The following is a 23,071-nucleotide window of genomic DNA, read 5'->3' as shown; positions in this document are numbered from 1 at the left end:
CGGCTATTCTAACCACGCATCGGCCAGGATGGCGTACCGATCACAGTCCAGGGTGTGGTCCATGACCATCCCCGAGGCCTGCATCAGCGCATAACAGATGGTCGGGCCGACGAAAGTGAAGCCGGCCTTGCGCAAGCCGCGGCTCATGGCTTCGGCCTCCGGCGTCACCGCCGGCACTTCGCTGCGGTCCTTGAAATGGTTGATCTTCGGCACGCCACCGACGAAGGCCCAGAGAAAGGCCACCGGGTCTTCCAGCTCCAGCCAGGCCTGGGCGTTGCGCCGCGCGGCGTTGAGCTTGAGGCGGTTGCGGATGATGCCCGGGTCCTGCATCAGGTCGTCGATCTCGGCATCGCTCATCTGCGCCACGCGCTGCACATCGAAGCCGAACAGCACCTGGCGATAGTGCTCGCGCTTCTTCAGCACGGTGATCCATGACAGCCCGGCCTGGAACCCTTCGAGCAATAACAACTCGAACAAGCGCTGCCCATCGCGCAGCGGCACGCCCCACTCCTGATCGTGATAAGCCATGTACAGCGGATCTTCGGAACACCAAAAGCAGCGTGGCATAAGGCTCCAGTGGGCGTGCGCAGGACTGAATCGGGTATACTCCCGCTCCTTAAATCGCAGCCCAAGTAACAGGTGAATTTCGTGAGCCAGCCTACGCCAGCCGTGCGTACCTTCCAAGACTTGATCCTCGCCCTCCAGCAGTACTGGGCCGAGCAAGGTTGTGTGGTACTTCAGCCCTACGATATGGAAGTAGGCGCCGGCACTTTCCACACCGCTACCTTCCTGCGGGCCATCGGCCCGGAAACCTGGAACGCCGCTTATGTGCAGCCCAGTCGTCGCCCGACTGACGGCCGCTACGGCGAAAACCCCAACCGCCTGCAGCACTACTATCAGTTCCAGGTGGTCTTGAAGCCCAACCCGGAGAACTTCCAGGAGCTGTACCTGGGTTCCCTGAAGCACGTGGGCCTGGACCCGCTGGTGCACGACATCCGCTTCGTCGAGGACAACTGGGAATCGCCGACCCTGGGCGCCTGGGGCCTGGGCTGGGAAGTCTGGCTCAACGGCATGGAAGTGACTCAGTTCACCTACTTCCAGCAAGCCGGTGGCATCGAGTGCTACCCGGTGACCGGTGAAATCACCTATGGCCTGGAACGCCTGGCCATGTACCTGCAGGGCGTGGATTCGGTATACGACCTGGTGTGGGCCGACGGCCCGTTCGGCAAGGTCACCTATGGCGATGTGTTCCACCAGAACGAAGTGGAGCAGTCGACCTACAACTTCGAACACGCCAACGTCGAGAAGCTGTTCGAACTGTTCGATTTCTACGAAAGCGAAGCCAAGCGCCTGATCGAGCTGGATCAGCCACTGCCGCTGCCGAGCTATGAAATGGTCCTCAAGGCCTCGCACACCTTCAACCTGCTGGATGCACGCCGGGCCATCTCGGTCACCGCACGCCAGCAGTACATCCTGCGTGTGCGCACCCTGGCGCGTTCCGTTGCGCAAGCCTACCTGCTGGCCCGTGCCAAGCTGGGCTTCCCGATGGCAACCCCGGACCTGCGTGATGAAGTGTTGGCTAAGTTGGAGGCGGCACAATGAGTGCGCAAGATTTTCTGGTTGAACTGGGCACTGAAGAACTGCCACCCAAAGCCCTGAACACCCTGGCCGAAGCCTTTCTGGCCGGCATCGAAAAAGGCCTGCAGAGCGCCGGCCTGAGCTTCCAGGCCAAGCACGTATACGCCGCGCCACGGCGCCTGGCGGTGCTGATCACCCAACTGGCCACCCAGCAGCCGGATCGCAGCATCAACCTCGACGGCCCGCCACGCCAGGCAGCCTTCGATGCTGAAGGCAACCCGACCCAGGCGGCCCTGGGCTTTGCCAAGAAGTGCGGCGTCGAACTCAGCGAGATCGACCAGAGCGGCCCGAAACTGCGCTACAGCCAGAGCATCAAGGGCAAGCCGACCGCCAGCCTGCTGCCGACCATCGTCGAAGATTCGCTGAACGACCTGCCGATTCCCAAGCGCATGCGCTGGGCCGCGCGCAAGGAAGAGTTCGTGCGCCCGACTCAATGGCTGGTGATGCTGCTGGGCGATGAGGTCATCGACTGCACCATCCTCGCCCAGAAGGCCGGTCGCGACTCCCGCGGCCACCGCTTCCACCACCCGCAAAGCGTGCGCATCACCGCGCCGGCCAACTACCTGGCCGACCTGCGTGCCGCCTACGTGCTGGCCGACGCCAACGAGCGTCGCGAGCTGATCAGCAAGCGCACCGCGGAACTGGCGACCCTGCAGGAAGGCACGGCGATCGTCCCGGCGGACCTGCTGGACGAAGTGACTGCCCTGGTCGAATGGCCGGTGCCACTGGTGTGCTCGTTCGAGGAACGCTTCCTCGAAGTGCCCCAGGAAGCCCTGATCACCACCATGCAGGACAACCAGAAGTACTTCTGCCTGCTGGACGTGGACGGCAAGCTGCTGCCGCGCTTCATCACCGTGGCCAACATCGAGAGCAAGGACCCGCGCCAGATCATCGAGGGCAACGAGAAAGTCGTGCGCCCACGCCTGACCGACGCCGAGTTCTTCTTCAAGCAGGACAAGAAGCAGAAGCTCGAAGACTTCAACCTGCGCCTGCAGAACGTGGTCTTCCAGGAAAAACTCGGCAGCGTCTACGACAAGGCCGAGCGGATCTCCAAGCTGGCCGCCTTCATTGCCCCGCGCATCGGCGGCGACGCCCAGCGCGCCGCACGCGCCGGCCTGCTGTCCAAGTGCGACCTGGCCACCGAGATGGTCGGCGAGTTCCCGGAGATGCAAGGCATCGCCGGCTACTACTACGCCCTCAATGACGACGAGCCGGAAGATGTCGCCCTGGCCCTGAACGAGCAGTACATGCCACGTGGCGCCGGCGCCGAGCTGCCCAGCACCGTGACCGGTGCCGCCGTGGCCATCGCCGACAAGCTGGACACCCTGGTGGGGATCTTCGGCATCGGCATGCTGCCCACCGGCAGCAAGGACCCCTACGCCCTGCGTCGCGCGGCACTGGGCGTGCTGCGGATCCTGATCGAGAAGAAGTTCGACCTCGACCTGAACGACGCCGTGGCCTTCGCCGTCAGCGCCTTCGGCAGCAAGGTCAAGGCCGCCGGCCTGGCCGACCAGGTGCTGGAGTTCATCTTCGACCGCCTGCGTGCCCGTTACGAAGACGAAGGCGTGGATGTGGCCACCTACCTCTCGGTGCGTGCCCTGAAGCCGGGTTCGGCCCTGGACTTCGACCAGCGCGTGCAAGCCGTGCAGGCCTTCCGCAAGCTGCCGGAAGCCGCCGCCCTGGCTGCGGTGAACAAGCGCGTGTCGAACCTGCTGAGCAAGATCGAAGGCAATGTGCCGACCACCATCGAAGCCAAGTACTTCGACAACGCCAACGAGTTCTCCCTGTACTCGGCGATCCAGCAAGCGGACCAGGCTGTACAGCCCATGGCCGCTGCCCGCCAGTACAGCGAGACCCTGGCCCGCCTGGCTGCCCTGCGCGAGCCGGTGGACGCCTTCTTCGAGGCGGTGATGGTCAATGCCGAGGACGCCAATGTACGGGCCAACCGCTACGCGCTGCTGGCGCGGCTGCGGGGCCTGTTCCTGGGCGTGGCCGACATTTCGGTACTGAGCTGATCAGGTAGGGAACTGCTGTGAAACTGCTGATACTCGATCGTGACGGCGTGATCAATCACGACTCCGATGCCTACATCAAATCGGTGCAGGAGTGGATTCCGCTCCCCGGCGCGATCGAAGCCATTGCGCAGTTGAGCAAGGCCGGCTGGACGGTGGCGATCGCCACCAACCAGTCCGGCATCGCTCGCGGCTACTACGACCTGGCCACCCTCGATGCCATGCACGCGCGCCTGCGCGAACTGGTGGCGGAGCAGGGCGGCGAAGTCGGGCTGATCGTCTATTGCCCCCATGGGCCCGACGAAGGGTGCGCCTGCCGCAAACCGAAACCGGGCATGCTGCGAACCATTGCCGAGCATTACCAGGCAGAACTGACAGGTCTATGGTTTGTCGGTGACAGTCTCGGTGACCTGGAAGCCGCAAAAGCCGTCGACTCTCAGCCAGTATTGGTAAAGACCGGGAAAGGCGAAAAGACTCTGGGGAAAACCCTGCCGGTAGGCACCTTGATTTTTGACGACCTGGCGGCCGTTGCCGCTGAACTTATCCACAATTAGGCCCCTTCTGGCATCCTGACCAAGGACTGTTCGGGAGAGCGCTTTTTAACAGGCGGGCAATGCCCGCAATGGTAAATGCCGCTATGTCGATCCTGCAGGCCATCAGAACCTTTTTCTTTTACCTGCTACTGGGCACCAGTTCCTTGCTGTGGTGCTCCCTGAGCTTTTTTATCGCGCCGTTCCTCCCATTCAAGGCGCGCTATCGCTTTATCAACGTCTACTGGTGTCGCTGCGCGCTGTGGCTGACCAAGGTATTCCTCAATATCCGCGTGGAAGTGAAGGGCGCGGAAAACGTCCCCGAGCGGCCTTGCGTGATCGTTTCCAATCACCAGAGCACCTGGGAAACCTTCTTTCTCTCGGCCTACTTCGAGCCCCTGAGCCAGGTGCTCAAGCGCGAGCTGCTGTATGTGCCGTTTTTCGGCTGGGCCATGGCCATGCTGCGGCCCATCGCCATTGACCGGGACAACCCCAAGGCTGCCCTCAAGCAGGTGGCGAGCAAGGGCGACGAGTTGCTCAAGGACAATGTCTGGGTACTGATCTTCCCTGAAGGCACCCGCGTGCCTTACGGCCAGATCGGCAAGTTTTCCCGCAGCGGCAGCGCCCTGGCGGTGAATGCCGACCTGCCGGTGCTGCCGGTGGCCCACAACGCGGGCAAGTTCTGGCCGAAGACCGGCTGGGCCAAGCGCCCCGGCACCATCACCGTGACCATCGGCGCGCCGATGTATGCCGAAGGCAGCGGCCCGCGGGCCATCGCCGAGCTCAATGACCGGGTGGCGGCCTGGAATGAACAGGCTCAACGGGATATGGGCTCATTGCCACCATTGGCCACTTCTACGGATAAGGTTGCTGTATGAGCTTCTGTGGATAACCTGTGTACGACTTTTCCTACAAGGCTTGAAATAGAATTATAAATCACTGATTTATATATATATTTCCCAAGCTCATAAAATGTGGAAAAACGTGCATAAGTTTTTCAGCAGACAAAAAAACCGGCCTTGGAGCCGGTTTTTTTCACCTGGGATATTCCCGGCCCTTCATTCCTCCAGCAAAGGCAGTTCGAGGATGAAGCAAGAGCCCCGACCCACCACGCTCTGGCAACTGATACGGCCCTGATGCCGGTCCACCACCGCCTTGACCATGGACAAGCCCAGGCCCAGGCCATCAATGCCCTTGGCCGAAGCAAAGCGCTGGTACTGGCCGAACAGCTGGGGCAGATCCGCGGCATCGATACCCCGGCCTTCATCGGTGATCTCGCAGCGCAGCCAGCCTGGGGTACAACTGACCCGCACACTCACCCTGGACTCCACCGGGCTGTACTTGATGGCGTTTTCCAGCAGGTTGAACAGCGCCCGGGTCAGTAGCGACTGGTCCGCCAGCACCAGGCCTTCGGCCTCGTCGTCCAGGTCATGCTCCAGGTGAATGTCCTTCAACTGGGCTAGGGTCGTGGCCTGATCGAAGGCGTCCAGCACCAGCATGGCGAACATGCTCGGTTCGAACTGGTAGGCCTCCGACTCGGCCTTGGCCAACTGCACGAAGGCCTCGGTCAGAGCCAGGGCCCGGCGTACCTGCTGTTCGATCTGGCCGTACACCTGCCGGAGCGTCGCCGGCTGATGGCGCTGCACATCCAGCAAGGCCAGGATCGCCGAATGGGGCGCGCGCAGATCATGGGACAGAAAGCGCAACAGCACGCTGCGTTGCTGTTCGGCATCGCGCTCGACGCTGAGGTCGGTGAGGCTCAGCAGCCAGCCAATGGCGGTATCGCTGTCCACCGGCAGCAGCGGCGCCAGTTCCATTCGCAGGCTGCGCTGCTGAACATCACGGAACTCCACCGCCGGCAGTTGTTCCAGCCGGGGGTACAAGGCCGGTTCCGTCAGGCCCGGGTAACCCAGGGCGGCCAGTTGGGCAATCAGCCCTTCACCCACCAGGGAATGGGCAAACACTTCCCGTGCATTGCGGTTGGCCAACAGGATCTTGCCGTCGGGGTCGCTGATCAGGGTCGCGACCGGCAGGTACTCCAGGCCATCGGCGATAAAACGCCGGGTGTCCCGGGTGCGGCTCAGGGCCTGCTCCAGAGCGACGATCTGCCCCTGCAGCACATCCCCGGCCGGGGCCTGGCTGCGCCGGCGTTCCGGCAACACCTTGGGCTCGCTGTCCAGGCGCGCCAGTTCCCAGCCGAAGTAGGCCAGGATCACGCTCAGCCGGCGCCAGTTCCAGATCAGGTAGGCCAGCAGCATGCCCAGCAGGCTGGCCACCGGCGACCACCAGTAGCCCAGCCGCAGCATCAGTACCGAGCCCGCCAGGCCCAGCCCCATGCAACCCAGGGTTATCCACAGCGCGTGGCGCGGCCGCCACAGCAACAGGCCCAGCAACACAGCGGTCAGGGCCATGGACAGCAGCATCCCCGACCACTGGCCCAGGGCAACCACGCTGCGATGCTGGAGCAGGCCGTTGAGCAGGTTGGCCTGGATCTCCACCCCCGGGGTGGTGCCCTGGCTGCCGGATTGCGGGGTCACGTAGCGGTCCCCCAGCCCCGGGGCCGTGGAGCCCACCAGGATCAGCCGGTCGCGCAGCAGCTCCGGCGGCACTTCGCCCCGCAGCACGCTGACATAGGGCACGCTGGGAAAGCCGGCGTCGGCACTGATAAAGGGAATGCGCACCGGGTTGGACCGCAGCCACCCCTGGGCCACGCGAGGTTCACCGGGCCCGGGCATATGGGGAAATGCCGGCTCGGCTTCGGTCAGTTGGTACAGCAGCCATGTCAGTTGCGCCCGGGGAGCCAGCACCGGGCCTTCGCGCAGGTACACGCTGCGCACCGTGCCATCGGCATCCGCTTCGGCATTGATATGGCCCAGGCCGCGGGCGCAATTGCGCAGCAGCGGCACCGGCGGGATTTCCTCAATGTCCTGGCCATAGCGGGCAACGCCCTGGCGCAGCACCGGCAGGAACACATTGCCGGCCCGGCACAGGGCGGCAGCCAGGCGGGTGTCGTTTTCCACCGTGCTGCCGGGTTCACTGAGGATCACATCGAACAGCACCCCTTTGGCCTCGGCCGCGCTCAGCCGGTCCAGCAGTTGGCCATGAATGGCCCGCGGCCAGGGCCAGCGCCCCAGTTGCTGCAAGCTGTAGTCGTCGATGGTCACCAGCAGGATGCGCGGGTCCACCGGTAGCGGGGTGAAGCGCCGCAGGTTGTCGTAGAACAGATTGTTCAGGGCCAGGCCGTGGCTCAGGGACAACACCGCAGTCAGCGGCAGAAGAATCAGGCTGACCCACAGCCACTCCCGCACCAGCCCGCGGAACAGGCGCTGAGCCTGGGTCGGTTCACGGCCTTCGGCCCGACGGCGCCACACGCTCATGGACGGCCCACCGGAGCGTTATTCAACACGGGTGGTCCTGGGGTAATAAAAGATGTCATAGACCCCGGTTTCGCCTTCCAGGCCGTGCTCATCGAACGCCGAAAGACGCACGTGATAAAAAAATGCCTGCAAGCCGGTGAAGTTGACCTGCGGGGTGCTGGAGAACTGCTCCTGCTTGATGTTCAGGAAGTCCTTGTCGGTGGCGACCTGGGCCCGGTAGCGGCTGGCACCGGGCAAAGGTTGCAGGATCAGTTGCCAGACGGGCAGGGCACCGGTCTGCCCAGCCTGCCCCAGCAGCCTCGGCGCGGCCAGCAGTTCCACCGGCTTGAGCTCGCCCTGTTTCTGGATCCGCAGCCCCTGGCGCGCCATGACCTGGACTTCACCCGGCACCGGGCCTGCCGGTTTATCCACAGGGCGCTGACGCGTACGCCGCGGTCCCGGCTGCGGCGCGTCCTCTTCGCGATTCACTGCCACCTGGCCATTGAGCACCTCCACCAGGGATTGCTGATCGTCATTGCGTACCCGGAAGTGAGTACCGCGAACCCCCAGCACGCCCACCGGCGTAACGATCTGGAAACGGTCGTGATCACTGGTGCGCTTGATCACGTAGGACTCGATCTGGCCCTGCTCCAGCACAACCTGAGGGATGGCGTACCGGTTATTGAGTTGCAGGGTGACCTGGGAACTGGAAGGCAGCACCACCCGCGAACCGTCTCCCAGGGACAGGCTGACGAAGGCCGACGGCGAGGTCCTGACCCCTTCCTTCTCATCGATGCTCATGCCTTCCTGCAGGAGCACCTCGCGTCCCTTGGCGTCCAGTTTCCAGGCTTCGCCGGTCAGGTGTTCCACCGTCGCCGGCAGGGGCTGACCACGGCACTGCTGGTTGTCATCGATATAGGGCAGCCGTGGCGCAGCCGCCTGTGCCGCACACAACGGCAGAATCAACCCGGCCAACAGCAGGGCGACACGCGCGACCTGAGGCCGGCCGGTGGACGGAAAAGGGCAGAGGTCATTCATGGATGTGCTTAGAGCCTTTGGGAAAACCGCGGCGAAATCCTACGCACCATACCTGAGGCAGATCGTTGGCAGAAAGCCGGACGCTGCGGGATGTCGCCCAAAGACAGGAACCCGGTCGGGCGAGGGCGGAAACAGGACAGGGCGAGAAGAAAGTGACACGTCCCTGTGTCGGAACCGGAGCGACAGGTCGCCCGGCCCAAAGTCCTGAGGAGGCACTCCCTGTATTCCCCTTCAACGACGCACGCGCGCGCGCGTTGTCCCGCCAGCCTGGCGGTTGACACTCCCTGTGTCGGAGCACTTCCAGGTGCCCCCGTGTGCCACTCAGCGGGAAGCAATGTAACGCTGGCCGCAAAGCTGCGACGGATTTGCAATATTTGTTCAGAATCATTGCCGCGGCCTCTAGAACACCCAGCGCGGGGCCGGTGGCTGCAGGTTCGTGGGTAGCGCTGTCCGACCGATCACGGGCTCGGCGTCCAGGGTCAGGTTGGAGTCACTGCCGGCGGGCAGGGCAAACGCCGGGTATTGCCCGATGCCGGAGGGCTGACAGCAGCCCGCTGTGGACGCTGGCACGGTACAGGCACTGATTCCCAGATAAGCCGCCAGCATCAAACTGAGAAGACGCACCGGATCATCGCCGCTGAATATTCTGACAAGCGCGACCTGGCCTTTCCTGAGCAGGTTCCCCATGGTTCTTTTCCTTGTTTGTACGAGCCGGTATCGTGCTGCTCAATAGCCCGACGGCCCGTGCTCCGGGCGCCTTACCGGCTATTTGATATCAGCGTACCGAGGGACCCGGGGCTCAAGAGCAATTCGCCACAATTGTTCAGATTCAGGCCAGGTGCCTAAACTTCCCCTCAGTCCGAGCCCGGCAGCCACGGCCCCGGGCGCTCTTGGAACCATAAGGAACTGCCTCGCATGCGTGTCGCGATACTGGATGACGAACCTGCGGAACTGGCGCGGGTGGAACAGACACTGCGAGAGATTCCCGGCCCCGGCGAACAGCCCTGGACCTTGCACAGCTTCGAGCGCGGAGAAGACCTGCTGCGCCAGTTGCGCCGGGAAACCTTCGACCTGCTGATCCTCGACTGGCAAGTGCCGGACCTCAGCGGCCTGTCCCTGTTGCGCTGGACCCGGGAACACATGGATTCGCCGCCCGCGGCCATCATGCTCACCAGCCGCGATGCCGAGAGCGATATCGTCCAGGCCCTGAACACCGGTGCCGACGACTACCTGAGCAAGCCGTTTCGCCCCAACGAACTCAAGGCCCGGGTCAACGCGGTACTGCGCCGCCATGGCTTGCAGCGCAACCACAGCGAAGAAGTGCAGAGTTTCAACGACCTGAGCTTCGATGATGCGGAACTGACCGTCACCCGCGCCGGCGCTCCCATCAGCCTTACCGAGCGCGAGTACCGCCTGGCCCGCTGCCTGTTCGCCAACCTGGGCCGGCCGCTGTCCCGGGAGTACCTGTACGAACGGTTCTGGACCCATGAGGAAATCGTTTCCTCACGGCCCCTGGATACCCACATCTACCGCTTGCGCAACAAACTCGGGCTGACCGCGGATCGCGGCTGGCAGCTGTTGACGATCTACGGCTATGGCTACCGCCTGGAAAGTGTCGCGTCGCCTGAAGAACAGGGCAGCTGACTGCTTGCCTTCAAAAGCGGCTTGATATCATTCCGGGTCCCGCCAGACATCTTCATAGCCGGCGCGGTCGATGATGAAACGCGTCCCGCTCGGCAGGTACAGGTAATCGATCACCTCCGGCAACAGCTCGAGCAGATGCTCGGCACACAGAGGCTGGTAGAAATCCACCGCAGTGGAATGTTCGCCGCAGTGGATAAACCAACTGACCGTGCCGTTTTCCGGCAACTCGACCCGGGTGCCATAGATGGGCGATTGCGCAAGGGAGCCTATGGCCAGAGCAATCATCGGCTCCGGGGCCTGGGGAGCAAGGTCGTAGCGTTCACAGATAAGCTGCTGTCTTTCGTTCATAGGGCCAGCCACCAATCGAGCAGGGTCTCGTCATCGGTGTCATCGAGGTTTTTATAGATGTTGGCGTAGTACCACTCGCTGCCCGTGGTCTCGCGAAAGCGGTTGAAGAACAGGGCGATGTTGTCCATGCCGTTTCGCGCCGGCACCGACAATGTCAGATTGCCCTTGTAGCGCCCGTCGAGCATGCCACCCAATTCGCTCGCCACATCCGCCGCCAGGGCCATGATGTGTTCTTCAGGGATGTGATCCGAATAGATATGGATGCAGAAGTTGCCGCCACGCTTGAGCACCACGGCGGGGGCCTGCGGATCCTTGATCGAAATGATGTCGCCCTTGGCCAGGTTCAGCGCCAGCCCTGGAGAATAGAGAATCTCGTAACTGTCCTCATCAATGCGCCGGACATGCAGCGGCTCATAGACCGGGCCACGGCTATTCTGCCCCGCAACAACCCGAATCGATATTTCCTGGTTTTCATCATCCATAACCCATTTCCGTGCGATTGCTGTTTCTACAAAGGGTGAAATGAGCCGAACCGGCTCAGCCGCGTAGCGGGGTCAACTGATCGATAAACACATCTCGAACGCGCCTGTTCGATGGCCGGAGCGTCTCGCAGCTCAGGTGCCAGCACAGCACCTAGTGATCCCGCCAGGTGACGCACTCAAGTGAGGCCAGTGAAGAGCACTCGCTCAGGCGCGCAGGCTCAATGGCCTCGTGCTGTAAACAGGCATCTTCATAGGCGACATGTTGGTCGTCGGAGATGGAGGCCAGGTATTGGTCGATTGCGCAAAAACTGACCTCGGGCGCGATATCCACAGTGAACAGCGACAGGCCCCGGGTAACCGTGCACCGGGCGCCAAGGCTGCGCAGGTGCTGCACAATCCCCGAGCGCTCTGACTCGCGCTCGGCAAAAACCCGCAGCGTCGAGTGCCCGGATTGCCGCACCACGACAGTCGCGATCCGCTCATGGGCCTCAGCGCGAGTCAGCACCCAGTCCCCCTTGCTAACGCCATAGAGATAGTAGGGCGTGTTATCCAACTGGTAGACATCCGCCCCCCGTTGAATGCCCCAAATCGACTCATACTCCACCGGTGGATAACCGTCGGCGTCGACGGTGAGCTTGAAAATGATCTTGTGAAACTGTGCTGTCGAGGTATCCATTCCATCTCACCGAGGCGCCGCCATGGGCCTCATGAACTGCACGTAAAAGAAGTTTTCCTCGAAGGAAAATATGACCTCTGCGCTGTGATAAGGCTGGGCACTGGAATGAACCAGTCCCATAGCGCCTTTGACGCTACCTGATCAAACAGTACGACTTGCTGTTTGTCGTCAGCACTCAGGCCACAGTCCACGGCATTGAAACGCCAGGCGATGGGGTAGGGTACTTCATCGAATAGATGGCTGTTTGTACCTGCCAAGATCAACGTCCTTATTTACTCCATCCAATAAAAAGGCCAACGCTAAGCGTCGGCCTTTTTATTTCCAGCTGTGCCCCCGGATCAGAAGTCCAGGTTGGACACCGCCAGGGCGTTGCTTTCGATGAAGTCGCGACGAGGCTCGACCGCATCACCCATCAGGGTGTTGAAGATCTGGTCGGCGCCGATGGCGTCTTCGATGGTCACTTTAAGCATGCGGCGCATGCTTGGGTCCATGGTGGTTTCCCACAGCTGGTCAGGGTTCATCTCGCCCAGACCTTTGTATCGCTGGATGGTGTGGCGCTTGGTGCTTTCCGCCATCAGCCAGTCCAGGGCCTCCTTGAACTCGGTGACGGCTTTCTTGCGTTCGCCGCGCTGAACATACGCGCCTTCGTCCAGCAGGGTGCTCAGTTGAGCACCGAGGGAGACGACGGTCTTGTAGTCGTTGCTGCCGAAGAAGTCGCGGTTGAAGGTGACGTAGTTGGACAGGCCGTGGGAGATCAGCTCGACCTCTGGCAGCCACACATTGCGTTCACGGTCTTCGCGCAGGCTGGCCTTGTAGACCAGGCCGGACTTCTCGGAAGTGCGCAGGCGGGCGTCGTACTTGGCCAGCCAATCCTGCATGGCGGCGTGGTCGGACAGTTGCTCCATGGTCACGGCCGGCAGGTAGATGAAGTGCTCGGTCAGCTCCTGCGGGTACAGGCGCGACAGGCGCTTGAGGGTCTTCATCACCATGCGGAAGTCGTTGACCAGGCGCTCCAGCGCCTCGCCGGAGATCCCCGGGGCTTCTTCGTTCAAGTGCAGGCTGGCATCTTCCAGAGCCGACTGGGTCATGTAGTCTTCCATGGCGTCGTCGTCTTTGATGTATTGCTCTTGCTTGCCTTTCTTGACCTTGTACAGCGGCGGCTGGGCGATGTAGATGTAGCCGCGCTCGATCAGCTCCGGCAACTGACGGAAGAAGAAGGTCAGCAGCAGGGTACGGATGTGCGAACCGTCAACGTCAGCATCGGTCATGATGATGATGTTGTGATAACGCAGCTTGTCGATGTTGTACTCTTCACGGCCGATGCCGCAGCCCAGCGCGGTGATCAGGGTGCCCACCTCTTGCGAGGAGATCATCTTGTCGAAGCGTGCCTTCTCGACGTTGAGGATCTTGCCCTTGAGCGGCAGGATCGCCTGGGTCTTGCGGTTGCGGCCCTGCTTGGCGGAACCGCCAGCAGAGTCACCTTCCACCAGGTAGAGTTCGGACAGGGCCGGATCCTTTTCCTGGCAGTCCGCCAGTTTGCCCGGCAGGCCGGCGATATCCAGCGCGCCTTTGCGGCGAGTCATTTCACGGGCTTTACGCGCCGCTTCACGAGCGCGGGCAGCGTCGATCATCTTGCCCACCACCAACTTGGCTTCGTTGGGGTTTTCCAGCAGGAAGTCGGAGAAGTACTTGCCCATTTCCTGTTCGACCGCGGTCTTCACTTCGGAAGAAACCAGCTTGTCCTTGGTCTGGGAGCTGAACTTCGGATCCGGCACCTTCACCGAGATGATCGCGGTCAGGCCTTCACGAGCATCGTCACCAGTGGTGGCGACCTTGTGTTTCTTGGCCAGGCCTTCCTGCTCGATGTAGTTGTTCAGGTTACGGGTCAGGGCCGAACGGAAGCCCACCAGGTGGGTACCGCCGTCGCGCTGAGGAATGTTGTTGGTGAAGCACAACAGGTTCTCGTTGAAGCTGTCGTTCCACTGCAAGGCGATTTCCACGCCGATGCCGTCTTCACGCTGGATGTTGAAGTGGAACACCTGGTTGACCGCAGTCTTGTTGGTGTTCAGGTATTCAACGAATGCCCGCAGGCCGCCTTCGTACTTGAACAGCTCTTCCTTGCCGCTGCGCTCGTCCTTGAGGACGATGCCGACACCGGAGTTGAGGAAGGACAGTTCACGGATCCGCTTGGCCAGGACGTCCCAGCTGAAGTGGATGTTCTTGAAGGTTTCAGCCGAAGGCTTGAAGTGGATCTGGGTACCGGTGGTTTCGCTGTCGCCAACGATCTTCATCCGCTCTTGCGGAACACCGTGGACATAGGTCTGTTCCCAGATCTTGCCGCTACGGCGCACGGTGAGGATCAGCTCCTCGGACAGGGCGTTCACTACCGATACACCTACGCCGTGCAGACCGCCGGAGACCTTGTAGGAGTTATCGTCGAACTTACCGCCGGCGTGGAGCACGGTCATGATGACCTCTGCCGCCGAAACGCCTTCTTCTTTATGCACATCTACCGGGATGCCGCGACCGTTGTCGCGCACGGTGATGGATTCATCCGGGTGGATGATGATGCTGATGTCGTCGCAATGGCCGGCCAGCGCTTCGTCGATGGAGTTATCGACCACCTCGAACACCATGTGGTGCAGACCGCTGCCGTCATCGGTGTCGCCAATGTACATACCGGGACGTTTGCGTACGGCATCCAAACCTTTCAGCACCTTGATGCTGGTCGAGTCGTACGTATTTTCTTCGCTCATGCCTTCACTCCCGATGGTCGTGGGTCTGGGTGATACGGCCTTGTTCCACGTGGAACAAAGCGACTGGCGTTTCCGTCTGCCAGCCTTCCCTCAATAATTCGTGGTCTACACAGGTGATAAACACCTGGCAGCGTAAGTCTTCCAACAAGCGACAAAGTGCGCGGCGATGCTGCTCGTCCAGCTCGGACGGCAAGTCATCCACCAGATAAATACACTGACCGCGGCGAGCCTGGCTCACCAGGTGCCCCTGGGCAATGCGCAAGGCACAGACCACCAGCTTCTGCTGGCCACGGGACAAGATGTCCGCGGCGTTGTGTCCGCCTAAGCGCAGACGCAAATCAGCACGTTGTGGGCCGGCCTGGGTATGACCCATTTGCTGGTCACGGTGGAGGGCGGTCGCGAGCACTTCACTGAGCTCCCGGTCCTTGTCCCAACCACGGTAATAGCTAAGCGTCAGGCCCTCGAGCTGCAACAGTTCGCCCAAGGTCCGCTCAAAGACTGGTTTCAAGGCTTTGATATAAGCGCGGCGGTATTCATCGATTTCAGCGCTGGCCTGACACAGTTCCCGGTCCCAGGCCGCTTGCGAAGCGGCGTCAAGTGTACCATGCCGCAGCCATGAGTTCCGCTGCCGCAGGGCCTTCTGCAAGCGCTGCCAGGTGGACATGAAGCGTGGTTCCACATGGAACACTCCCCAATCCAGGAACTGCCGACGGATCTTCGGTGCCCCCTCCAGCAGGCGAAAGCTGTCCGGGTTGATCAACTGCAGCGGCAGGATCTCGGCCAACTGCGCCGCGCTGCGGGCATTCTGACCGTCGATGCGGATCTGGAATTCCCCCTGGCGATCACGGGATATCCCCAGGCTGCTATGGCCGCCCTGGGCCAACTCCACCTGGCCGAACACCGTGCAGGCCAGCTGCTCGTACTGGATCACCGGCAACAGGCGGGCACTGCGGAACGAGCGGGCAAGCCCCAGCAGGTGGATGGCTTCCAGCACGCTGGTCTTGCCACTGCCGTTGGCGCCGTAGAGAAGGTTGATGCGGGGGGAGGGGGAGAAGGTCACCGGGTGCAGATTGCGCACCGCGGTGACCGAGACGCGACTGAGGGACATCTAGCTTCTGCTGAGCATGATTACAGGCGCATCGGCATGACAACGTAAGCCGAGTCGTCGTTGTCGGATTCCTGCACCAGCGCACTGCTGTTGGAATCGGACAGGATCAGGCGAACCTGTTCGGTGGTCATCACGCCCAGCACGTCCAGCAGGTAGCTGACGTTGAAGCCGATTTCCAGGGAACCGCCGTTGTATTCCACGCCCACTTCTTCTTCCGCTTCTTCCTGCTCCGGGTTGTTGGCCTGGATCTTCAGCTGACCATTGGCCAGTTGCAGACGGATGCCGCGGTACTTCTCGTTGGACAGGATCGCGGTACGGCTGAAGGCTTCGCGCAGCGCCTGGCGATCACCCAGTACCAGCTTGTCACCACCTTTGGGCAGCACGCGCTCGTAGTCCGGGAACTTGCCGTCCACCAGCTTGGAGGTGAAGGTGAATTCGCCGGTGGTGGCACGAATGTGGTGCTGGCCCAGGACAATGCTGACGTTGCCATCGGGCTCGGTGAGCAGGCGCGCCAGTTCCAGGATGCCTTTGCGCGGCACGATCACCTGGTGGCGATCCGGCTGGCCGATGTCCGCCTGCATCGAGCACATGGCCAGACGGTGACCGTCGGTGGCCACGGCGCGGATGATCCCGGCGGACACTTCCAGCAGCATGCCATTGAGGTAGTAGCGCACATCCTGCTGGGCCATGGCGAAGCTGGTGCGTTCGATCAGGCGGCGCAGTCGGCTCTGCTCCAGCTGGCAGGTCAGCGAGCCCGGGCCTTCTTCCACAGTCGGGAAGTCGTTGGCCGGCAGGGTCGACAGGGTGAAGCGGCTACGCCCGGCCTTCACCACCAGCTTCTGCTCGTCGACCTTGATATCGATCAGGGCATCGTTGGGCAGGCTCTTGCAGATGTCCATCAGCTTGCGCGCGGGAACGGTGATTTCCCCCGGCTCGGCTGGCTCTTCAAGTTGCACACGACCGACCAGCTCGACTTCCAGGTCGGTACCGGTCAGCGACAGTTGCTGGCCTTCGACAACCAGCAGCACGTTGGAAAGCACCGGCAAGGTCTGGCGGCGTTCGACGACGCCGGCGACCAGTTGCAGGGGTTTCAACAGGGCTTCGCGTTGAATGGTGAAATGCATGGTCTAGTCCCTTGCCTTAATAAGCTGCGTTGGAGTCATCAAGTGGTCAGAGTACGCAGCAGGTTCTTGTAGTCCTCGCGGATGTCCGCGTCGGATTCCTTAAGTTCATTGATCTTGCGGCAGGCGTGCAGAACCGTGGTGTGGTCGCGACCGCCGAACACATCGCCGATTTCCGGCAGGCTGTGGTTGGTCAGTTCCTTGGACAGGGCCATGGCCACCTGACGCGGGCGGGCCACCGAACGGGAACGCCGCTTGGACAGCAGATCGGAAATCTTGATCTTGTAGTACTCGGCGACGGTGCGCTGGATGTTATCCACAGACACCAGCTTGTCCTGCAGCGCCAGCAGGTCCTTCAAGGATTCGCGAATCAGCTCGATGGTGATATCGCGGCCCATGAAGTGCGAGTGGGCGATGACCCGTTTCAGGGCACCTTCCAGTTCACGGACGTTGGAGCGAATGCGCTGGGCAATGAAGAACGCTGCATCATGAGGCAGCTCGACCTTGGCCTGGTCGGCCTTCTTCATCAGGATCGCCACCCGGGTTTCCAGCTCAGGCGGTTCGACGGCCACCGTCAGGCCCCAGCCGAAGCGCGACTTGAGGCGCTCTTCCAGGCCTTCGATCTCCTTCGGGTAGCGGTCGCTGGTGAGAATCACCTGCTGGCCGCCTTCGAGGAGGGCGTTGAAGGTGTGGAAAAACTCTTCCTGGGAACGCTCCTTGCGGGCGAAGAATTGAATGTCATCGATCAGCAGCGCATCGACCGAACGGTAGAAACGCTTGAATTCGTTGATGGCGTTGAGCTGCAACGCCTTGACCATGTCCGCCACGAATCGCTCGGAATGCAGGTACACGACCTTGGCATTCGGGTTCTTCTTTAATAGGTGGTTACCCACAGCGTGCATCAAGTGGGTCTTACCCAGGCCGACGCCACCATAAAGGAACAGCGGGTTGTAGCCATGCTTGGGGTTGTCCGCCACCTGCCAGGCCGCCGCGCGGGCCAGCTGGTTGGATTTACCCTCGACGAAATTCTCAAAGGTGAAAGTGCGGTTCAGGTAGCTGGTGTGCTTGAGCGCGCCTTCTACCTGGACGGTACGCTGTTCGGCGCGTACCGGTGCCTGCTGCGAGCTGGCGCCCGCCATCGGGTCGAAGCTGTCACGAGAGGGTTCTTCGCTGACTTCGGCAGCCTTCTGTGCGGCGGCTTTCTTGGCCGGGGCAGAAGTGTGTGCCGGAGTGGGCGCGGGAGCAGCCGCCGGGGCAGCATTGGCTGCTGCGGCTTGCAGCGCTTGCGAAGCGGCAGCGGCCAGTGGCGCGTTAGGTGCGGCGCGAGGCGCCGAACTGCGTTTGCTGCCTATTAATAAGGAAAGAACCGGTGCCATGCCGTTGCCGTGTTCATCCAGCAGCTCGAGCACACGCCCCAGGTACTTTTCATTGACCCAATCGAGAACAAAACGATTCGGTGCGTATACACGCAACTCGTCGCCTTCGGCTTCGACCTGTAGCGGACGGATCCAAGTGTTGAATTGCTGGGCAGGCAGCTCATCACGCAGAAGTTCCACGCACTGCTGCCAAAGTTCCACTGACACGGATATCCCCTAAGTTGAAAGCCGGTGAGGCAAAAACAAGCGGCCATTGTAGCGATCAGCCGCCCACTTATCCACATGTAGCGTGTCCTCAGGACACTAAGAATCAACGCCTTACCCCGAATAAACACGACCAGCGGTATGTGCATAAGCTCTGTGGATAACCCCACTTGAGGCCATTGCACAACTCGGGGCGAAACTCTGTGGGTAACTCGCCTGTGGATAACCGACCGTTCCACACACAGGTTTTCCGATGGCGCAGCACAGGCAGGACACCGTTTCTCAACCGTGTTGTCATTCTCTGTACAGTACGGACTAGAAGGGCTTGAGTAAGTTATCCACAGATGAGGACGTCCCTAGTCTTTATAAGCTTTACAGAAAAGCTTTAAATACTTTCCTTCTTTATTTTTATATCTAGCCGACCCTGGCTCACAACCCCGTACCCGGACATACATAGATAAAGGAAAAGCTGGTTGGAAATTGACCTAGAGGCTTGCTTTCTCTAGAATCGCCGATCTCTTAAAACGGGGGCCATTCCGGCCCGTTGTGGACGAACCAGGTAACACGACATGAAACGTACTTTCCAACCAAGCACTATCAAACGCGCTCGTACCCACGGTTTCCGTGCTCGCATGGCTACCAAGAACGGTCGTGCCGTCCTGTCGCGTCGTCGCGCCAAAGGTCGTGCGCGTCTGGCAGTTTGATAATCCGGCACTGGAGGTGAGTCAGGACTTCAGTCGGGAAAAGCGTCTGCTTACTCCCCGGCACTTCAAGGCGGTCTTTGACTCCCCTACCGGCAAGGTTCCGGGGAAAAATCTCCTGCTCCTTGCGCGCAACAACGATCTTGATCATCCCCGTCTGGGGCTCGTGATCGGGAAAAAGAGCGTAAAACTCTCCGTTGAGCGCAATCGCCTCAAGCGTCTGATGCGCGAATCGTTTCGTCTCCACCAGGATTCACTGGTCGGATGGGATATCGTTATCGTCGCGCGCAAAGGTTTGGGCGATGTAGAAAACCCCGAATTGATTCAGCATTTCGGCAAACTCTGGAAACGCCTGGCACGCAACAAGCCGGTACCAGCAGCCAACTCCGAAACTGTAGGGGTAGACAGTCCCGATGCGTAAACTGGCACTCGTTCCGATCCAGTTTTACCGCTATGCCATTAGTCCTCTGATGGCCAATCACTGTCGTTTCTACCCCAGTTGTTCCTGCTACGCGTTGGAAGCCATCGAAAATCATGGCCTTCTGCGCGGTGGCTGGCTGACCTTTCGTCGTTTAGGTCGCTGTCATCCGTGGAATCCCGGTGGTTATGACCCGGTTCCACCTATCCCTACCTCCCGTTCTTCTTCGATGGCCGAGTAATCATGGATATCAAACGCACGATCCTGATCGTCGCCCTGGCAATCGTGTCCTATGTCATGGTTCTTAAATGGAACCAGGATTATGGCCAAGCTGCCCTGCCGACTCAGAATGTTGCTTCCAGCACGACCGCCCCGGGCTTGCCGGATGCGCCAACAGGCACTTCCGCTGCCAACGACGACATTCCGCGCGCGGCAAGCGACACCACCGCACCCGCTGAAGCGCCTGTAGCGGCAAGCAAAGATCTCATTCAGATCAAAACGGATGTGCTCGACCTGGCTGTCGATCCACAAGGTGGGGATATCGCGCAACTGCGTTTGCCACTGTATCCACGTCGTCAGGACCACCCGGAAATCCCGTTCCAGCTGTTCGATAACGGCAACGAGCGGACTTATCTGGCACAAAGTGGCCTGATTGGCAGCAACGGCCCGGACGCAAGCCCGGCCGGTCGCCCGATCTACTCGGCCGAGAAGAAAAGTTATCAACTGGCTGACGGTCAGGACCAATTGGTGGTCGACCTTAAGTTCAGCAAGGACGGCGTCAACTACATCAAGCGCTTCACCCTGAAGCGTGGCCTGTATGACATCACCGTTTCCTACCTGATCGACAACGAAAGCGCGCAGCCCTGGACCGGTGCGATGTTCGCCCAGCTCAAGCGCGACGCCAGTTCCGATCCATCCTCCAGCACCGCCACCGGCACCGCGACTTACCTGGGCGCCGCCCTGTGGACAAGTTCCGAGCCGTACAAAAAAGTGTCCATGAAAGACATGGACAAGGTGAACGAGGACAAATCCAAGGCACCCATCACTGAAAATGTTCAGGGTGGTTGGGTTGCCTGGCTGCAGCACTACTTCGTAACCGCCTGGATTCCGCCAAAAGGCGAGAACAACCAGGTTCTGGCGCGTAAAGACAGCAAAGGCAACTACATCATCGGCTACACCGGCCCTTCGATGACCGTTGCTCCGGGTGCCAAGGCTGAAACCAGTGCCATTCTGTATGCCGGCCCGAAAAGCCAGGCCGTGCTGAAAGAGTTGTCCCCAGGCCTGGAACTGACCGTGGACTACGGCTTCCTGTGGTTCATTGCCCAGCCGATCTTCTGGCTGCTGCAACATATCCACAGCCTGGTGGGTAACTGGGGCTGGTCGATCATCTTCCTGACCATGCTGATCAAGGGGATCTTCTTCCCACTGTCGGCTGCCAGCTACAAGTCCATGGCACGCATGCGTGCAGTGGCTCCGAAACTGGCCGCGCTGAAGGAAAAATTCGGCGACGATCGTCAGAAAATGTCCCAGGCGATGATGGAGCTGTACAAGAAAGAGAAGATCAATCCGCTGGGCGGCTGCTTGCCGATCCTGGTGCAGATGCCGGTCTTCCTGTCCCTGTACTGGGTACTCCTGGAAAGTGTGGAAATGCGCCAGGCACCGTTCATGCTGTGGATTACCGACCTGTCGATCAAGGATCCGTTCTTCATCCTGCCGATCATCATGGGCGCCACCATGTTCATCCAGCAGCAGCTGAACCCGACGCCTCCGGATCCGATGCAGGCCAAGGTGATGAAAATGATGCCGATCATCTTCACCTTCTTCTTCCTGTGGTTCCCGGCGGGTCTGGTGCTGTACTGGGTAGTGAACAACTGCCTGTCGATCGCTCAACAGTGGTACATCACTCGTAAGATCGAAGCGGCTACCAAGAAAGCAGCTGCCTGACCTACGCTGTGGATAACCACACAAGACGCCCCCTAGTGGGGCGTTTTGCTATCTGTCACTTTTGTCTGGATGTCGGGTTATGAATGTCCCTCGTGAAACCATCGCTGCCATTGCTACCGCCCAGGGCCGCGGCGGCGTGGGTATCGTACGGATTTCCGGGCCCCTGGCGGGCGCGGCAGCCAAAGCCATCAGCGGTCGTGAGCTGAAGCCGCGGTTTGCCCATTACGGGCCGTTTCTCAGTGAGCAAGAAGAAGTCCTGGATGAGGGCATTGCCCTGTATTTCCCCGGGCCGAACTCCTTCACCGGCGAAGACGTGCTGGAACTGCAGGGCCACGGCGGCCCGATTGTTCTCGACATGCTGCTGCAGCGCTGCCTGGAACTGGGCTGCCGCCTGGCTCGGCCGGGGGAATTCAGCGAACGTGCGTTCCTCAACGACAAACTGGACCTGGCCCAGGCCGAAGCCATTGCCGACCTGATCGAGGCCAGTTCGGCACAGGCTGCGCGCAATGCCCTGCGTTCGTTGCAAGGGGCGTTCTCCCAACGTGTGCATAACTTGACCGAGCAACTGATCGCCCTGCGGATCTATGTCGAAGCGGCGATCGATTTTCCCGAGGAAGAAATCGACTTCCTTGCCGATGGCCATGTGTTGAGCATGCTCGATGCAGTGCGTGACGAGTTATCCACAGTACTGCGTGAAGCCGGGCAGGGCGCCTTGCTGCGCGATGGCATGACCGTGGTGATCGCCGGGCGCCCAAATGCCGGCAAATCCAGCCTGCTCAACGCCCTGGCCGGGCGCGAGGCTGCCATCGTCACCGATATCGCCGGCACCACTCGGGACATCCTGCGCGAACATATCCACATCGACGGCATGCCGTTGCACGTGGTGGACACCGCAGGGTTGCGGGACACCGAGGACCAGGTGGAAAAGATCGGTGTCGAACGGGCCCTCAAGGCCATCAGCGAGGCCGACCGGGTGTTGCTGGTGGTGGACGCCACCGCGGCGGAAGCAGCGGACCCCTTTGCCCTGTGGCCGGAGTTTCTCGAACAGCGGCCAGACCCGGCCAAGGTCACGCTGATTCGCAACAAGGCCGATCTGACCGGTGAACCCATTGCCCTGGAAACCTGTGACGATGGCCATGTCACCATCAGCCTCAGTGCCATGGCCGCGGGCAGCGGGCTGGAACTGCTGCGGGACCACCTGAAAGCCTGCATGGGCTATGAACAGACATCCGAAAGCAGCTTCAGTGCGCGCCGCCGGCACTTGGAGGCATTGCGCTACGCCAGTGCCGCCCTGGAACATGGCCGGGCACAGTTGACCCTGGCAGGTGCCGGCGAACTGCTGGCCGAGGACTTGCGCCAGGCCCAGCAATCGCTGGGGGAAATCACCGGGGCCTTCAGTTCCGATGACCTGCTGGGGCGGATCTTCTCCAGCTTCTGCATCGGCAAGTAATCATCCTTCCGAGCAAGCGCCTGTGGACAACTCCCTCTGGGATACCATCTGCGGGCGTTACCTTTATCCCCCATCCCAGCCCGCTGCGACATTGAGTAACATCGCCTGCCTGAAAATCACCGCTTTATCCCCCAGTTAATCAGCCGATAGCCGTCATATCGCAGAAGTTCGCGTAAACGCCGACTTGGTTCCCTATTTGCATCCCTTTTTTGTACAGGTTTATACATCTCGGGAAATCCCCCGGCATGCGTCGCCTGGGCCGACGGTTG

The 23,071-nt window shown here is 60.9% G+C and carries 21 protein-coding genes; 10 read left to right on the top strand and 11 right to left on the bottom strand.

All coding sequences use genetic code 11. The features are described 5' to 3' along the window. Positions 1–3: 3 nt before the first annotated feature. On the bottom strand, positions 4–567 hold the full coding sequence (tag, locus tag BLS75_RS24375; RefSeq protein WP_072451928.1) for a DNA-3-methyladenine glycosylase I: 564 nt from the start codon (positions 565–567) through the stop codon (positions 4–6). Positions 568–648: 81 nt separating this feature from the next. Here tag and glyQ point away from each other — a divergent pair, with 81 nt between their 5' ends. The 4 genes from glyQ to BLS75_RS24355 all read left to right on the top strand — a co-directional run bounded on the left by glyQ (position 649) and on the right by BLS75_RS24355 (position 5,058). Further along, positions 649–1,602, top strand: coding sequence for a glycine--tRNA ligase subunit alpha (gene glyQ / locus BLS75_RS24370; protein ID WP_003177094.1), 954 nt, complete (start codon positions 649–651; stop codon positions 1,600–1,602). Continuing rightward, positions 1,599–3,653, top strand: a complete 2,055-nt coding sequence (gene glyS, locus BLS75_RS24365) for a glycine--tRNA ligase subunit beta (RefSeq protein WP_072451927.1) — start codon at positions 1,599–1,601, stop codon at positions 3,651–3,653. Before glyQ ends, glyS begins: the two co-directional genes overlap by 4 nt. A 17-nt stretch (positions 3,654–3,670) precedes the next feature. Next, positions 3,671–4,204 carry a D-glycero-beta-D-manno-heptose 1,7-bisphosphate 7-phosphatase gene (gene gmhB, locus BLS75_RS24360; RefSeq protein ID WP_011058402.1) on the top strand — a complete coding sequence of 178 codons (534 nt, stop codon included), beginning with the start codon at positions 3,671–3,673 and terminating at the stop codon, positions 4,202–4,204. An 83-nt stretch (positions 4,205–4,287) separates the two neighbouring features. Next, positions 4,288–5,058, top strand: coding sequence for a lysophospholipid acyltransferase family protein (locus BLS75_RS24355; RefSeq protein WP_041114926.1), 771 nt, complete (start codon positions 4,288–4,290; stop codon positions 5,056–5,058). 180 nt (positions 5,059–5,238) lie between these two features. Here BLS75_RS24355 and BLS75_RS24350 read toward each other — a convergent pair whose 3' ends face one another. The 3 genes from BLS75_RS24350 to BLS75_RS24340 all read right to left on the bottom strand — a co-directional run bounded on the left by BLS75_RS24350 (position 5,239) and on the right by BLS75_RS24340 (position 9,261). Further along, entirely contained in the window at positions 5,239–7,557 is a 2,319-nt protein-coding gene (locus tag BLS75_RS24350) for a CHASE2 domain-containing protein (RefSeq protein WP_072451926.1), read from the bottom strand. Positions 7,558–7,575: 18 nt separating this feature from the next. Then, the gene (locus BLS75_RS24345; protein WP_072451925.1) at positions 7,576–8,574 is read right to left on the bottom strand and encodes a FecR family protein; all 999 of its coding nucleotides are present in this window, start codon (positions 8,572–8,574) and stop codon (positions 7,576–7,578) included. Positions 8,575–8,973: 399 nt separating this feature from the next. Further along, positions 8,974–9,261: a hypothetical protein gene (locus tag BLS75_RS24340; protein ID WP_019095588.1), complete on the bottom strand. Its 288-nt coding sequence runs from the start codon at positions 9,259–9,261 to the stop codon at positions 8,974–8,976. Positions 9,262–9,489: 228 nt separating this feature from the next. Here BLS75_RS24340 and BLS75_RS24335 point away from each other — a divergent pair, with 228 nt between their 5' ends. Beyond that, a complete protein-coding gene (locus BLS75_RS24335) occupies positions 9,490–10,218 on the top strand; it encodes a response regulator transcription factor (RefSeq protein WP_011058398.1) in 729 nt (242 codons plus the stop codon). Between the two features lie 27 nt (positions 10,219–10,245). Here the strand turns inward: BLS75_RS24335 and BLS75_RS24330 are convergent, their stop codons facing one another. From BLS75_RS24330 to dnaA, 7 genes are all read right to left on the bottom strand, one after another. Next, a complete protein-coding gene (locus BLS75_RS24330; protein ID WP_169892327.1) occupies positions 10,246–10,566 on the bottom strand; it encodes an immunity protein Imm33 domain-containing protein in 321 nt (106 codons plus the stop codon). After that, complete coding sequence (locus tag BLS75_RS24325) at positions 10,563–11,048, bottom strand: DUF4265 domain-containing protein (RefSeq protein WP_053160549.1); 486 nt, start codon at positions 11,046–11,048, stop codon at positions 10,563–10,565. Before BLS75_RS24325 ends, BLS75_RS24330 begins: the two co-directional genes overlap by 4 nt. Positions 11,049–11,199: 151 nt before the next feature. Then, positions 11,200–11,724, bottom strand: a complete 525-nt coding sequence (locus BLS75_RS24320; RefSeq protein ID WP_072451924.1) for a DUF4265 domain-containing protein — start codon at positions 11,722–11,724, stop codon at positions 11,200–11,202. 338 nt (positions 11,725–12,062) lie between these two features. Continuing rightward, positions 12,063–14,480: a DNA topoisomerase (ATP-hydrolyzing) subunit B gene (gene gyrB, locus BLS75_RS24315; RefSeq protein WP_011058394.1), complete on the bottom strand. Its 2,418-nt coding sequence runs from the start codon at positions 14,478–14,480 to the stop codon at positions 12,063–12,065. Between the two features lie 4 nt (positions 14,481–14,484). Next, positions 14,485–15,588 (bottom strand): DNA replication/repair protein RecF, encoded by a 1,104-nt coding sequence (gene recF / locus BLS75_RS24310; protein WP_011058393.1) that lies wholly within the window; start codon positions 15,586–15,588, stop codon positions 14,485–14,487. Between the two features lie 20 nt (positions 15,589–15,608). Next, on the bottom strand, positions 15,609–16,712 hold the full coding sequence (dnaN, locus tag BLS75_RS24305; protein WP_011058392.1) for a DNA polymerase III subunit beta: 1,104 nt from the start codon (positions 16,710–16,712) through the stop codon (positions 15,609–15,611). A 38-nt stretch (positions 16,713–16,750) separates the two neighbouring features. After that, a complete protein-coding gene (gene dnaA, locus BLS75_RS24300; RefSeq protein WP_072451923.1) occupies positions 16,751–18,292 on the bottom strand; it encodes a chromosomal replication initiator protein DnaA in 1,542 nt (513 codons plus the stop codon). Positions 18,293–18,858: 566 nt separating this feature from the next. Between dnaA and rpmH the strand changes: the two genes are divergently transcribed. The 5 genes from rpmH (at position 18,859) to mnmE (ending at position 22,802) form a co-directional block, all read left to right on the top strand. Beyond that, on the top strand, positions 18,859–18,993 hold the full coding sequence (gene rpmH / locus BLS75_RS24295; protein ID WP_003213577.1) for a 50S ribosomal protein L34: 135 nt from the start codon (positions 18,859–18,861) through the stop codon (positions 18,991–18,993). A 16-nt stretch (positions 18,994–19,009) separates the two neighbouring features. Further along, on the top strand, positions 19,010–19,411 hold the full coding sequence (gene rnpA / locus BLS75_RS24290; RefSeq protein ID WP_026020269.1) for a ribonuclease P protein component: 402 nt from the start codon (positions 19,010–19,012) through the stop codon (positions 19,409–19,411). Then, the gene (yidD, locus tag BLS75_RS24285; RefSeq protein ID WP_003213574.1) at positions 19,404–19,649 is read left to right on the top strand and encodes a membrane protein insertion efficiency factor YidD; all 246 of its coding nucleotides are present in this window, start codon (positions 19,404–19,406) and stop codon (positions 19,647–19,649) included. Before rnpA ends, yidD begins: the two co-directional genes overlap by 8 nt. A gap of 2 nt (positions 19,650–19,651) precedes the next feature. Beyond that, complete coding sequence (yidC, locus tag BLS75_RS24280; RefSeq protein ID WP_011064394.1) at positions 19,652–21,352, top strand: membrane protein insertase YidC; 1,701 nt, start codon at positions 19,652–19,654, stop codon at positions 21,350–21,352. 79 nt (positions 21,353–21,431) lie between these two features. Continuing rightward, complete coding sequence (gene mnmE, locus BLS75_RS24275) at positions 21,432–22,802, top strand: tRNA uridine-5-carboxymethylaminomethyl(34) synthesis GTPase MnmE (RefSeq protein ID WP_041120513.1); 1,371 nt, start codon at positions 21,432–21,434, stop codon at positions 22,800–22,802. Positions 22,803–23,071: the final 269 nt, after the last annotated feature.

The sequence above is a fragment of the Pseudomonas sp. NFPP12 genome, assembly GCF_900103205.1.
Classification (GTDB): Bacteria; Pseudomonadota; Gammaproteobacteria; order Pseudomonadales; family Pseudomonadaceae; genus Aquipseudomonas; species Aquipseudomonas protegens.
The sequence above is the reverse complement of the archived record's forward strand: the minus strand, read 5'-3'. Positions and strand labels throughout refer to the sequence as shown.

Bases quoted from the DNA above. Each gene is read 5' to 3' on its own strand.
- tag (WP_072451928.1), bottom strand. From the start codon at position 567: ATGCCACGCTGCTTTTGGTGTTCCGAAGATCCGCTGTACATGGCTTAT.
- glyS (WP_072451927.1), top strand. From the start codon at position 1,599: ATGAGTGCGCAAGATTTTCTGGTTGAACTGGGCACTGAAGAACTGCCA.
- BLS75_RS24355 (WP_041114926.1), top strand. From the start codon at position 4,288: ATGTCGATCCTGCAGGCCATCAGAACCTTTTTCTTTTACCTGCTACTG.
- BLS75_RS24350 (WP_072451926.1), bottom strand. From the start codon at position 7,557: ATGAGCGTGTGGCGCCGTCGGGCCGAAGGCCGTGAACCGACCCAGGCT.
- BLS75_RS24345 (WP_072451925.1), bottom strand. From the start codon at position 8,574: ATGAATGACCTCTGCCCTTTTCCGTCCACCGGCCGGCCTCAGGTCGCG.
- BLS75_RS24340 (WP_019095588.1), bottom strand. From the start codon at position 9,261: ATGGGGAACCTGCTCAGGAAAGGCCAGGTCGCGCTTGTCAGAATATTC.
- BLS75_RS24335 (WP_011058398.1), top strand. From the start codon at position 9,490: ATGCGTGTCGCGATACTGGATGACGAACCTGCGGAACTGGCGCGGGTG.
- BLS75_RS24330 (WP_169892327.1), bottom strand. From the start codon at position 10,566: ATGAACGAAAGACAGCAGCTTATCTGTGAACGCTACGACCTTGCTCCC.
- BLS75_RS24325 (WP_053160549.1), bottom strand. From the start codon at position 11,048: ATGGATGATGAAAACCAGGAAATATCGATTCGGGTTGTTGCGGGGCAG.
- BLS75_RS24320 (WP_072451924.1), bottom strand. From the start codon at position 11,724: ATGGATACCTCGACAGCACAGTTTCACAAGATCATTTTCAAGCTCACC.
- gyrB (WP_011058394.1), bottom strand. From the start codon at position 14,480: ATGAGCGAAGAAAATACGTACGACTCGACCAGCATCAAGGTGCTGAAA.
- recF (WP_011058393.1), bottom strand. From the start codon at position 15,588: ATGTCCCTCAGTCGCGTCTCGGTCACCGCGGTGCGCAATCTGCACCCG.
- dnaN (WP_011058392.1), bottom strand. From the start codon at position 16,712: ATGCATTTCACCATTCAACGCGAAGCCCTGTTGAAACCCCTGCAACTG.
- rpmH (WP_003213577.1), top strand. From the start codon at position 18,859: ATGAAACGTACTTTCCAACCAAGCACTATCAAACGCGCTCGTACCCAC.
- yidD (WP_003213574.1), top strand. From the start codon at position 19,404: ATGCGTAAACTGGCACTCGTTCCGATCCAGTTTTACCGCTATGCCATT.
- yidC (WP_011064394.1), top strand. From the start codon at position 19,652: ATGGATATCAAACGCACGATCCTGATCGTCGCCCTGGCAATCGTGTCC.
- mnmE (WP_041120513.1), top strand. From the start codon at position 21,432: ATGAATGTCCCTCGTGAAACCATCGCTGCCATTGCTACCGCCCAGGGC.